We start from the raw sequence: 13,008 nt of genomic DNA, 5'->3' as shown, positions 1-13,008 counted from the left end.
ACTCTGGGTAAGTTTTAGTAAACGCACGCAGATACGGGGTTAAGAGGAATGATTATGAACCGATTTGCTCTCATATGTCTGAGCACATTAGCTTTCTTGGGCAATATTCCGGCCTCTAGCATGGCTCAAATCATTAGCACGACTGAAGTCGAAGCATTGGATGAAGAAGGCGTCATTTTTCAAGAACCTGAAGCGGAAGCGCCGCCAGCAGCCCAGCCAGCGTTTATAGAACCTGTTTTACCCGAGGAGCTAGATGAAACTCCTGCTGAGGACATCCCTGCAGATGAGGCTGACGTGCCCGAAGAAGACGAAACAGCAGACAATTATCTTGATCGCTTTAATGCCGGTCTGGAGGAATATCGCAATGGCAACGATGAAGCCGCGATCGCAGAATTTAATGCCGCCATTGGCCTAAACGCGGATTATGCCCCTAGCTATCTATTTCGTGGGGCCGCCTTGGCACGGCTAGAAAACACATCCGCCGCCCTAAATAGCTACAACCGGGCTATCGAGATTGATTCTAACTATAGTGCCGCCTATCTCAATCGAGGCATTCTTTACTATGACCTTGGCAACACTGACCGTGCCATCGAAGACTTTGACCGCACGATCGCGACAGACCCGGACATAGCGACCGCTTACATTTATCGCGGGCTGATCGCCTCTGAACAGGGTAATCAACAAATCGCGTTGGAATATCTGGATGATGCGCTCCAACGTGATCCCGATAGTGCCTCCGCTTACTTTCATCGCGGACTGGTTTTCAAAGCACTCAACAATTCTGACAGAGCCATTACCGATTTTACTCAAGCTATCACTCTGCAAGAAAACTACCCAGAAGCCTTTCTCAACCGGGGAGCAGCTTATTACACTATGGGCGAAACCAGTGCAGCGCTCAGGGATTTTAACCGGGCAATTGAGTTGGATGACACCAATGCAGAAGCCTACTATAACCGCAGTTTTGTACTGATTTCCCAAGATCGGCCCCAGGCCGCTATAGCCGATCTGAATCAGGTGCTGGCGTTAGCACCCAGTAATGCCAATGCCTATTTATTTCGTGGACAGGTCTATGCATCATTGGGCAATACGACTGCCGCCATTCGCGACTTTAGTCAGGTGCTAGCCCTATCGCCAGATTCGGCTGGGGCCTATTACCAGAGAGGCGAGGTCCGTTTGCAAATAGGCGAACAGCGAGCTGCGATCGCAGACTTTACCGCCGCCCTCGCCCTAAACCCCGCATACGCCCCCTTATACACAGCGCGGGGAGATGCTTTTGCCGAACTTGGCGATCGGTTTAGCGCCCTGGGCGACTACAGCACCGCCATCGATCTGGACAATACCCAGTGGGAAGCATATGCCAACCGTGGTCGCCTCCACTATGAAACAGGCAATTACCAGAGCGCTTACACAGACTTTTCTACTGTCATTACCGCCAATGTCTTAGATCCAGATGTGTTTTACTATCGTGGCATTACCAATGCACGTATGGGCAATCGAGGGGCTGCCATCACTGACCTGGAACAAGCAGGCAGTCTCTACCTGACCAATAATGAGGCTACTCGCTATCGTCTCGTATTGGATGCGTTGAGCAAACTCTAGGTCCATGCAACGTGGCGAGGTTTTATGGGGGAATGTCTTCACGTTGGATCAGGCTGCATCCACCGGACTCTGGATTTATCCTAAAAGAGACCTTATGAACTGAGTAGATTCCATGGTTTTGCGGCTGGTTGGCGTTGTTGTTTGTCTGTGTGTGCACTTGTTTCTGGCCACACCTCCGGCATTAGCCTCGGTACATGTGTATCATGAGCGTCCAGGGCAAACAACGGTGCGATCTCAACAAAGCCTGCGCGATCGTAATGACCTTTCCTGGCAGGCCATTTTATTCAAACGCTACCGTCCCGACGGACTAGAAGGCATGTATCTACGCTTGGTGGGCTTCCCCGGTGTTGTGGATATCGCCCCCCAAAAGCCATTAACCATCGACACCGGCACAGCCTTCAGGTGGCAGGCCAATCCCAAACTTGATCCTCCTACCCCCGCTTTACCCAGCAACACCAATCAGTATGACGTTACGGATGTCATGACCGATTTGCAGAAAGCGATCCCATTGACCTTGGCAGTTCCGTTGCAGGGTAAAGCCGCTAGCGAAATTATTGTGCCGCCCTACGCAGTGAAAGAATGGCGAGAACTGGTAGCGCAAACAATTGAATAGGCGTTTATTCCTCACCCGCGTGGTAGGAACTACGCACTAACGGCCCTGAACGAACTTGAGAAAATCCCAAACCACGGGCAATTTCCCCCAGCTGGTCAAATTCTTCAGGAGTCCAATAGCGCTGCACTGGCAGATGGGCCAGGGATGGCCGCATGTATTGGCCCAGGGTAATGCGATCGCACCCCACAGCCCGTAAATCTTTCATCGCCTGCACCAGTTCATCCTCAGTCTCACCATGGCCTAGCATCAGACCCGACTTAGTAGGAATCGTCGCATCCAGCTCTTTCACATAGCGCAATACTTCTAGGGAACGGCGATACTTAGCCCCACGCCGCACCGGGTCCTGTAAACGCTCAACCGTTTCCACATTGTGATTAAAGCAAGTAGGCTTTGCCACCACGATCACCCTGAGCCGCTGACGCTGCTTTTCTACAGGATTAGGCCCCCCCCAAAAATCGGGGGTGAGCAGCTCGATTTGAGTATCTGGACTGACAGAACGAAGAGCCGTCATCGTCGCCACAAACCAGCCAGCGCCATGATCCGGCAAATCGTCCCGCGCCACCGATGTCAGCACCACATACTTCAACCCCAGCAATTTAACCGACTCGGCCACTTTTTGCGGTTCTTCCGGGTCTACAGGCATGGGCGCATGGCCCTTATCCACCTGGCAAAAAGCACAGGCACGGGTGCAGGTAGGTCCCATCAATAAGAATGAAGCCGTCTTATTGGCGTAGCACTCACTTCGATTGGGACATCGGCCCTCCTCACAAATCGTATGGATCTGCCGTTGTTTAATGATTTTTTGTACCGTCGACAGCTCACTGGCTCGACCAATCGGTCGCCTCAGCCAATCAGGCAGCTGAACAATCTCAGGTCTAGCAGCACTGCCGGAACGCATTTGAGATAAACTTTCCATGACGCAATCAGCTTTCTAAACTAGGCTGGGTATCCTCGGCATTACACGAGCATAGAAACAATGGTGAACCCATAGAAGCCTCCCATCGCCTTTTTGATCCTATATGATTCTTAGAAACTAGTCAGGGTCAGACTTATCATCGTTGCCGACCTGGGCAACATGGCTTTATATGGTTACTAGATTAGAGAACTATTCGTAACGCCCCTTTTACCTACACTGTAGCTATCTATTATTAGGAGTTAGTCGTGGCAGCAAGTCATAAGATTTTAGTTATCGACGATAGTCGGGTCATCCGCATGCGCGTCCGGGATATGTTGCCCCAGGGTAACTTCGAGGTGATTGAAGCCACCGATGGGGTTGAAGGATTAGATGCTATTCGCAGCCAGAAGCCCAACCTGATCATGCTTGATTTTTTGCTGCCGCGCATGAGTGGGTGGGAAGTCTTTCAAGAAATTCAAGCCTCTCCAGAGCTGCAGAAAATCCCCCTTGTGCTCATGTCTGGTCGGCGAGAGGAGGTAACTGAAAAAATTCAAGGTCCGTTTGAATATTTTGAGTTCATTCAAAAACCCTTTGAGCAAAAAGAACTAATTGAAGCCATTAAGACATCTATGGTGAAGGCACGTAAAGTACGCCCCACCACTACTGCCACGGCTGCTCCTGCAGCAGGAGGCGACAGTGCCGCTGAGATCGCAGCCTTAAAGCAGCAAGTGGCCACCCTCCAAAAAGAAGTAGCCATGCTCAAAAACCAGACCGCCAAGATTCTAGCCTTTATCAAACAAAAGCTGCGGTAGATAGAGTCTTGTTTGCAGTGTGGGCAATAGACACCCCCTAACCCAAAGCCTGACGTCCTTCCAACGCTCGGGCCAGGGTTACTTCATCTGCATATTCCAAATCACCTCCCATGGGCAGACCAAAGGCAATACGAGTCACTTTGGTAAATGGTTTAATCAGCTGCCCCACATAGAGTGTCGTCGTATCTCCCTCAATACTGGGGCTAATGGCCAAAATCACTTCTGCGATGTCATCTTTGTTGACTCGATGGACCAGCTGACCAATATTTAGTTGCTCTGGCCCAATGCCATCCATCGGTGAAATCAGGCCCCCCAGCACATGATACTTGCCCTTAAACTCTCGAGTACGCTCAATGGCAATCACATCACGGGAATCAGCCACCACACAGATAGTTTGATTATCCCGACGCATAGAGCGACAGATATCACACACCGGATCTGCCGATAGATGAAAGCAGATGGAACACTGCCCCACCTGCTGCTTAGCATCTACAAGCGCCTGAGCCAGAGCTCTCACTTCAGTTTCAGGACGTTTGAGAATGTGCAATGCCAGCCGCTGAGCCGTTTTCGGACCCACACCCGGCAGGCGCTGAAGTTCCTCAATTAATTTTGCTAACGGACGTGTATAGATAAAACTAACTCCTCTTTCTTCTATCCTCTGTCATGTTTTTGGTGCCATACAAGCGCTATTCGTGAGTTGTATCAGCAACGTTTTCACTGATATCGTGAGTTGTGTCAGTAACGTCCTCTAAATCAGCGACTTCTTCACTCTTACCGCGCACTGGGGGCAGTTTTTCCACCAGCCCCATCGTAAATGCCACATCTGGTAAATCTCCAGTAATGTACTTACCGGGTTCAAACACACGGCCTGGGGTAAAACAGATCTGTCGTAGTTCTACCAGCTCAGTTGCCTCAAACATTGCCCGCGATAGTCGACGTTCTAAAGCCATCGTTCTTACTCCTTATAGGTTGGCACTGCGATCGTTGGCATGACTTTTTCCCTGAACCATACTGGTTTTGGCAACCGCTAATTGACTGTTGAATTTGCAAATCAGCCGTAGCTACTCGTCAATTTGCCAAAGTTCTTGGGTATAGGATTCATCCAGCACTTTTTTAGGTCGAACAATTACGATCAGGCGACCTAACAGGGACACACTGGGCTCAGTGTCAAACCAAGACATCGTCAGCTGGCTACCCTCATCAACGACAAAATAGCTACTGTCATCCCAGGTTTGCTGCTGTCGATCGACAATTACCAAAACTGCCTCAGAAACTGTGCTGCCGGATTGATTTGGCAATGCATTGAACGGCATAAGAAATGCGATCGCATCCTGCGCCGTCAGCACTACTTGCCATCCCGGTACAGGCACCCAGGCCTGTTCACCAGAGGATTGCACCACACCAAACGCGCCCTCTGGCTCCATTTTAGGCACTGACTGAAAATCCGCAGCCGATATTGGCCACTGCCCGATCATCGGCACCACACAGGGTACATCAGTATCCGTTTCTATCCGAAATAGGGGTAACCGAGGTATGGGCTTAGCCTTGACAACCGCAAAATCGGTCAGCAGTTTTTCAATCGCTTCACGAGCTCCAATACTATGGGCAAAGCGCAAACCTTGGGCAATCAGCCGCGACCGGGCCTGTAAGTCAGATGTTTGCCGTGCCAAACTCCAGTAGGAGAAAGCAACCGCATCCCCTGGATGATTCGTAAACCCAGGCGGCAGATCGCTACGATACCCATATTCCTTCAGCGCTTTAGCTACATCACGCACCTGCTCAGAATCAAGTCCTTGATCATAGATAAACTGAACAGCCTTAGCCCGATCGTCCTTGGACAAAATTCGCAGCTCGTAGAGCGAATCACTCCCCCGAGTTGTAAAGTGCTTTAATACGGAATCTGATACAGCGCCACCAGTAATAGATTGATACACCTGCCCCGCTACAACTATCTGATTCTGCTGAATCGGCTCAAACCCGGTTCCTTCAAAAATTTGTTGAGGGGACATGCCAGCCTTTTGTAAGGCTTGACAGGCCGTTGCCCAGTCAACCCAGGTGCCTTGCTTACGCCGCAATTGCAGGAGTAAAGCCTCCGTATCTGCTGGGGATGAATTGTGAGCAGGGGTGGTCATCGTATATCGTCAGACGAAAAGTGTGTTTCGACTTTATCGCGGATAGCTAACGACGACACAAGAGTCACTACTTTTTTTTACGCCAGAGGGCAGGGGATGGATAGGTAGAGATGCGATCGCACACATCCTAGCTCTAGCCACCAATCAATCCCCAGATAACAAGGCTTATTGTCTGAGGTTCAGATCATGAAATCACGCATCGAAACAGTATCGATTTCCTGACACCTAAGGCAACAGAGATTCCAGTTTGGTCAATCGTAGGCCCCAAACCTAATTACAAAACAGGTAACTAAGGTCGAGGCTATCGATCCATTTAAGCGGCCAGCAGATTAGACCATGCAATCACCTTGATTCTCTCCAAGCAGCATTGTGGAATCAAACAGACATCTCATCATCACAACAAGTGCAACGAAAAGAATAACGTAATAAATAAAAGCAATAAAACAGGAAATCCATCGCTATTCTGTTGCTATTCAGAAGAACTCTTCGAATTACTACACACAAGACACTGATAAAGGTTCGAACTCACATTGAGCAAAGATGGATTCAAACATTTTGGGCAGGTATATAAAGTATAAGAATCGTTCGAGGTATTTTCTTTCATTATCTGGCACCTGATGTGAAATAAGGTTCAATCACGACGAGACTTATTGCGTGCACGGAATCTCTTCAACCAGCAGCGTATAACCAACAAGGCCGGTAACACGAACTTGTTGCCCTGGTGCGATGGTCATATCACTGTTAGACCATGCAAACCACCACCAATGGTCATCTAGCCTCACCACACCTTTTTTAAAGGCAGTAATTTCTGTGTAAACCACACCAATGTCTCTCAAACAAACATCAGCAGTGGATAAACAAGGCCTTTGCTCCTCATCAAAGTTGCCCTTCACATTGAAATTGCCACGAATGGTTAGTGCTATAAACTCTCGATGTGGGCAGATAGACCGATCACACCAATACTGTTCTATTAAATGAGTCATATATCTGAGCCAGTGCAGGTTAATAAACGTAGCGGAATAACTCTTCTAGCTAGCAAAAAAATCTCTACAGGATCTGAGCAATTTCAAAAAGCACTTTACACAGATACATGCTTTTTCATCACTCCAAAATATTGCAACGATTTATCAGGAACTCATTAATACCAAGACTCGCATATTTATCGCTGACATACCTGTTGACTTACGACTATCTCGGCTTACATACACCTTAAATATCTTTTACACACATCTAAATTGAATGATGATTATCAGACCAAAATGCATATCAGAATTTTTCAGTTGTAAGAATTAATCCTCATTCTCATATCTTCTGCTCTCTTTACTGAGAGGGCAAAGAAACCTAGTTCTAGACAATGAGACAATGTTACATCAACTAAATACGGTGTTATAACAGATGTGAGTTGTCCAAGTTCCTGAACATGCTTTCTATCCCTCGCGCCTACCTTGAGACAGTAGCCGATAAAAAAGGCTTAAACTCATTTGAAAAGGAGGCATTCGTAGCACGTCTTACCAATATTCAGCTAACAGATTTAGTCGTTGCTAAAGAACTAAATATTTCAAGAGACAGATATAGTTCTCGAATGACACAGGTCTATAGAAAGTTCAATGTTCCTTCTGGAAATTTTCCTGGGAAGGCCAAACTCCTCTTTGTTGAAGTGCTGGAAATGTACCAAAAAGCACATCCAAAAATCAAAAATGCATCTCAACTTCTCAACGCAGCAATAGATGACCTAGTACAAGAAGCACAACAGAACACTCAAAATCTGATCAATGCTAGATGTGGGCAAATACAAATTCTTGATATGAGTAGACCTATTGAGGTCAAAGATATTTTTACAGAAGTTAAGATCACAAATCAGATCCCATCTCAAAGGCGAATAGAACTATCAGACTTGGTGGAAAAAATCAAAAAACGCGCTCAGAAAAACAATCCTAAATTTAATATATCGAGGTTATTTGAAGAAGAAAAAATATCAGGAATTGAACTCCTTCAAAATTGTTCAAAGCTCATGATTCTTGGTAGGCCGGGAGCCGGAAAAACAACGTTCCTAAAATATATTGCCACCTTTACAAATAGATCGGAAATTTTATCTGGACATGTGCCTATTTTTGTTTCTCTCAAGGATTTTCAAGACCAAGATAATGATACCGATCTTAAAACACACATCGAAAATGAGTTAAATCACCACAATATCAACAAAGGGATTTTTAGCAAACTTCTACAAGAATCAAGAGTCATATTTCTTTTTGATGGATTGGATGAGGTTAGAAAAGAAAATTTCAATCGTGTCATCAGACAAATAAAAGAATTATCACAGCTATTTAGTCAAAATAGATTTATACTCACATGCCGATTAGCGGCTAGTGAGTATAAATTTGAGAATTTTTTAGAGGTCGAAGTCTGTGATTTTACTGAGGAGCAAATTTCTATATTTGTCAGTAACTGGTTTGCGACCAAAAAATCACCTCAAAAAACCAAAAAATTTATTAATAGACTTAAAGATGATCAAGAAATTAGCGAACTCGCCACCAATCCCTTATTGCTGACATTACTATGCATAGTTTTTGAAGAGTCAGAGGAATTCCCTAAAAATCAAGCTGAGTTATATCAAGAAGGTCTAGATGTTTTACTACGTAAGTGGGATGTCAGTAGAGCTGTAGAAAGACCTGAAACCTATAGAAAGCTCTCTAAACATAAAAAAGAAGATTTACTTGGAAAAATAGCTTATGCAACTTTTGAAAAAAATGAAGGCTTATTTAAAAAGGAAACTATTGAAAACGAAATCAGGGATTATATTTCCAACCTGCCAAGATCTATCGACTCACCAGAAGAAGTTGAGCTTGACTGTAACTCAGTATTACAATCAATGATCGCTCAACATGGATTAATCGTTGAGGTAGCAAAAGGAATTTATTCCTTCTCTCATCGCACTTTCCATGAGTATTTTGTCAGCCTAAAAATTGTCAAAACTCTAGATCCTCAAGAACAAAACAAACTGCTAAATTCATTAGCTGTTCATATCAATGACTACCGATGGCAGGAAGTTTTTCTACTAGTTGCATGTATGCTGCCTCAAGCAGACTATCTAATTAAACTAATAAAAAATGAGATCGACAAAATCGTTGAAGAAAATGAAAAAATCAGCTCATTTCTTGCCTGGCTCAATGATAAGTCGGTATCAATCAAAAGTAAAAAAGATATATCAAGTCTGCAGGCTATTGGCAAAGTTTTTTATTTTAATTTAATAGTCAAAAATAGCGTTATGCCTAAAAAGCGAAGTGTAAGCCAAGATCTCTCACTAGATTCAGAGCTTATAAAAGTATTGAATCGATGTCTTGAAATTCAGGCAAGCATCATTAAGTATAATGTTCTCAATTCAAATACAAGGAAAAGGATAACAAGCTCTAACCTCAGAAAAAGCCATAAGAGTGTTATCTCATGTATGGATCGGTGCGCTTCAAAAGCATTTGAAATTGAGCTACAAGAAAAACTAGTAGATTTGAGAAAGTCTTTTCCCAATCAAATAGAAGTATCTGAACAGTGGTGGCTTAAGGACTTTAATCAATGGATTGATAACTTCAGAACCATTATTCTAGAGCATAGAAATATAGGCCACTGTTGGAATTTTACAGACTCTGAAATACGAACGCTAAAAGAGTACTATGATGTCAATAAGCTACTAGCACAATGCCTCAAGGAAGACTGCTATGTCAGCCGTAAAGTGCGTGAGGAGATCAATCTCAGTATACTCCTACCTATCGACAAGGTATGACAGCAATTGCACACAGACAGTGATGTTACAACTACTAATGCACTCTTGAGTGAGAGTTATTATTTAACAGGGGATAGCAAGTTCCGGACTGACGAAACCCGCTGCAGGGAAACCCCAGCCACACACATAGCACTACCCCAATGGTCATACATGCAGCTGGCACAACATTTTGTAGAGGTGATGCCACAGGAAGCTCTGCACAACAGACGGCTACATGATCTTGGGTACAATTCTGCATAACAAAGAGATTTAACAAAGGCACAGTAACAAGACCAACTGACTGTCTTACTAAAAAAATGATGATTCGATAAGCGCCCCAGATCCATCTAGACTGGACTCGCTGAAAGGAGCCTAGAATGCAATAGATATCAGCAATTCTTGTTAAATACAATAGTATATGAATAAATGTAAACACATGTATTTTTCTTGACATTTTCCATCAATTTCGAGGCTGTTGCGATTGTAGTTGATCTCTGTAAGCCTCTAGATTAAACGGTTCTGACAGTTATAGCCATTATTTTACAGTGGTCGGATTTAAGCAATCAGCGTACGATTCCGTGGCTTGTCCAACGCACAAGCAATCGCTAACGATTGGTAGCAGGATGCGGCTGGGGTAGGCACGATGACTGCAAAGGTTGCCATTGCTGTTGAAAAAAGGAACCGCTCTATTAGCAACGCTACATATCAGTATCTTGCAGATGACATCATAGTGTGGAGCCGCAATGCCCAACAGTTTGACAACAAAAGAAAAAGCCTCTGACAGTTTTGTCAGAGGCTACATGACGTCTACTCTACTGGATTCAACACTGAAAAACAGCCCGTCATACTGGGTACCCGATACTGTGACGGCAAGGCTGGACTGATGATGCAAAAATCTCTTGTAAATTCACTGGCTGATCCACGCAGCCACAACTCTCATGCGTACGTAGGACCAGCTTGCTCCTAATTCTGATAGTTTGTGCAACAGAAGATTGATGTGTACCGAGAGCAGTGAGTTACATAAATAAAATCCTGATGGATTAACAGCGAGTAGGGCAAACATGAGGGCTTTGGCGAGGGAGCATTGGATGTTCTATTTATAGAAACGGGACTTTACCTATTAATTCCGATGCAATTTTTGTGATCTTTATTAGTTTTAGGAGTGTTTTTGATCACGCAAACAAGATTCGATAGCAAAGGATGGAGGAATAAGGACGGGGCAATAAGGACAATGTTTGAAGTAGCAACGTTTCAGGGTTCTCAATGGTGCTAATCACCTTTCATTAGCTATGCCAATTGGAGCGAGGACTTGCCAAGGTTGCGGAGAAAGTCTAAGACACAGGGAATAAATCCGCTTTACACTATCTGAATGCTTATAGAAACTCAAGGCATTTCTAGAACCGGCTGAGAACTCAGATTGATCCGCGATCGCAGCATGTTTAACCCTTGCTTGCCGTAGCGATCGCAAACGCCTCAGAAAAATCCCTTGACGGTAAGCTCTTAGCAAGAGATTATTAATTAGACCCAAGGGGCTATAGCTCAGCTGGTAGAGCACCTGCATGGCATGCAGGGGGTCAGCGGTTCGAGCCCGCTTAGCTCCATATATCTAAGTTTGTGAAGGCGTTTTACGGAGCGTCCACACAACTTTTCTTCAAATCAAATCAATGGGAATCCAACGTAATCAGCTCGATTTCCTCTAAATCTTCGCTACTATCGTCATTCTCCATGTCATGCAAAATAGCCTGCAGTAATGGGTCTGCATGGGCTCGCTCTGTATAAATATTAGGATCTAATGACATGGCCCGGCGTAAATGCTCCACGGCCCATGTATCCTGCCCCAACCGAGCATGACAGCGAGCCTGGTTGTAAAACGCAAACGGCTGATCGGGTTCAATTGCCAGGGATTTATCGTATGCTTCGATGGCCCGACTAAAATCCCCCATCTTTTGCAACGTCCAGCCCATAGCCAACCAGCCCTGGTAGTTATAGGCTTGCAACTTTAATGAAGTAGTAAAGCTGGATTCTGCCACCTCCAGCTGATCGAGTTCTAACAGCACCAATCCGCGCAGGTGCCAAAATCGAGATTCATCGGGGTCTAATGCCACCGCATGCTCAAGGCTGGCTAAAGCATCTTCCAAATTACCTTGTGCCTTCATCGTCGCCGCATGATAGCTCCAAAGGCCAGCATTGTCGGGCTCAAGCTGAATCGCATAATTAAAAGCTCTGAGCGCATCTTGATACTTGTGCACCTGTAGCAGGGTACGCCCTAAGACCAACCAGACTTTGCCATCGCCATCATAAAGTTCAACGGCTTTATTAAAGCTGGCAATGGCTTGCTCGGTCCGATCGAGCTGCAGCATCGCTTTGCCGCGATAGTACCAAACTTTATAAAAATCAGGTCGTAACTGAATGGCTTGGTCGTAACTCACAATAGCTTCGCCATACAAGGCCCTTCGATGCAGATTTTTGCTTTTGCGATACTGGGCCTTGAAATAGAACGGAGCCTGCTTGAGGGCGTGGTTGTAGCACTTTGCCGCTTCGTCCAATGCCTCTAGCTTTTCAAGAACAGCACCGTAGTTACACCATACGCGATGTTCCGTAGACTTCAGCGATAAGGTGTGCCGATAGCTCTCGACGGCTGCTTCATATCGACCGACACTGGCTAATAAGTAACTACGATAGTTCCAAGCCTGGTAGTGGTAGGGATAGCGTTGAATGATGCGATCGCAAATCTTGATCTCCAGCCGGTAGCGGTTATCCTGCTCATGGGATAGGTAGCTGGTATCAGCAACATCAATAACTTGACCACTCATCATCAGTATCTATGTATTTATACGGCAAAAGCACGCAGGGGTCGTATCACTTAGTTATACAAATTTTAAGGATAGAGACCGGACATCGGATTGGCACTGATAGCCGTCACATCCAATAGAAATTCAGACTTATATTGACCGGCAGAGAATAGCCTCTCTGTATATGACAACACATAAATATGTGTACATCGACACACAGGTCCAGGGTCCCCACTTTGATCAAACATAACTACATTACTCAATATTTAGTTAGCTGAAATCTTCAACCATGGTATCGATCATTCTCGAAACGGTTAGGTTGACCTGCACTGCTTATGACCACTCCCCATGAATTAATTATGGTTGGTCATACAGATATATTTTGCGTCGACTAAATTACGGACAATTTCC

The 13,008-nt window shown here is 45.3% G+C and carries 11 protein-coding genes and 1 tRNA gene; 5 read left to right on the top strand and 7 right to left on the bottom strand.

Features of this window, described 5'->3' with window-relative positions; translation table 11 throughout:
• Positions 1-54: 54 nt before the first annotated feature.
• On the top strand, positions 55-1,599 hold the full coding sequence (locus N836_RS0138205; protein ID WP_051394585.1) for a tetratricopeptide repeat protein: 1,545 nt from the start codon (positions 55-57) through the stop codon (positions 1,597-1,599).
• Positions 1,600-1,711: 112 nt separating this feature from the next.
• Positions 1,712-2,212, top strand: coding sequence for a DUF3122 domain-containing protein (locus N836_RS53775; RefSeq protein WP_023073127.1), 501 nt, complete (start codon positions 1,712-1,714; stop codon positions 2,210-2,212).
• A 4-nt stretch (positions 2,213-2,216) separates the two neighbouring features.
• Here N836_RS53775 and lipA read toward each other — a convergent pair whose 3' ends face one another.
• Positions 2,217-3,128: a lipoyl synthase gene (gene lipA, locus N836_RS53770; RefSeq protein WP_023073126.1), complete on the bottom strand. Its 912-nt coding sequence runs from the start codon at positions 3,126-3,128 to the stop codon at positions 2,217-2,219.
• A gap of 245 nt (positions 3,129-3,373) precedes the next feature.
• Here lipA and N836_RS53765 point away from each other — a divergent pair, with 245 nt between their 5' ends.
• On the top strand, positions 3,374-3,919 hold the full coding sequence (locus N836_RS53765) for a response regulator (RefSeq protein ID WP_023073125.1): 546 nt from the start codon (positions 3,374-3,376) through the stop codon (positions 3,917-3,919).
• 37 nt (positions 3,920-3,956) lie between these two features.
• Here the strand turns inward: N836_RS53765 and recR are convergent, their stop codons facing one another.
• From recR to N836_RS53750, 4 genes are all read right to left on the bottom strand, one after another.
• Positions 3,957-4,550 (bottom strand): recombination mediator RecR, encoded by a 594-nt coding sequence (recR, locus tag N836_RS53760; protein ID WP_031292868.1) that lies wholly within the window; start codon positions 4,548-4,550, stop codon positions 3,957-3,959.
• Between the two features lie 55 nt (positions 4,551-4,605).
• The gene (locus N836_RS0138200; protein ID WP_051394584.1) at positions 4,606-4,869 is read right to left on the bottom strand and encodes a hypothetical protein; all 264 of its coding nucleotides are present in this window, start codon (positions 4,867-4,869) and stop codon (positions 4,606-4,608) included.
• A gap of 111 nt (positions 4,870-4,980) precedes the next feature.
• A complete protein-coding gene (locus N836_RS53755; protein ID WP_023073122.1) occupies positions 4,981-6,051 on the bottom strand; it encodes a RuBisCO accumulation factor 1 in 1,071 nt (356 codons plus the stop codon).
• Between the two features lie 647 nt (positions 6,052-6,698).
• Positions 6,699-7,034 (bottom strand): NfeD family protein, encoded by a 336-nt coding sequence (locus tag N836_RS53750; protein ID WP_023073121.1) that lies wholly within the window; start codon positions 7,032-7,034, stop codon positions 6,699-6,701.
• Positions 7,035-7,471: 437 nt separating this feature from the next.
• Between N836_RS53750 and N836_RS53745 the strand changes: the two genes are divergently transcribed.
• On the top strand, positions 7,472-9,826 hold the full coding sequence (locus N836_RS53745; RefSeq protein ID WP_023073120.1) for an NACHT domain-containing protein: 2,355 nt from the start codon (positions 7,472-7,474) through the stop codon (positions 9,824-9,826).
• Between the two features lie 1,252 nt (positions 9,827-11,078).
• On the opposite strand, the gene N836_RS75855 is transcribed toward N836_RS53745, so the two are convergent.
• Complete coding sequence (locus tag N836_RS75855; RefSeq protein ID WP_152532142.1) at positions 11,079-11,366, bottom strand: hypothetical protein; 288 nt, start codon at positions 11,364-11,366, stop codon at positions 11,079-11,081.
• Between N836_RS75855 and N836_RS53740 the strand changes: the two genes are divergently transcribed.
• Positions 11,334-11,406 (top strand) — tRNA-Ala (locus N836_RS53740). The genes N836_RS75855 and N836_RS53740 overlap by 33 nt on opposite strands.
• A gap of 60 nt (positions 11,407-11,466) precedes the next feature.
• Here the strand turns inward: N836_RS53740 and N836_RS53735 are convergent.
• Positions 11,467-12,621: a tetratricopeptide repeat protein gene (locus N836_RS53735; RefSeq protein ID WP_081716869.1), complete on the bottom strand. Its 1,155-nt coding sequence runs from the start codon at positions 12,619-12,621 to the stop codon at positions 11,467-11,469.
• Between the last annotated feature and the right edge of the window lie 387 nt (positions 12,622-13,008).

Source organism: Leptolyngbya sp. Heron Island J (assembly GCF_000482245.1).
Classification (GTDB): domain Bacteria; phylum Cyanobacteriota; class Cyanobacteriia; order Phormidesmidales; family Phormidesmidaceae; genus Leptothoe.
This window is presented reverse-complemented; position numbering and strand designations above follow the sequence as displayed.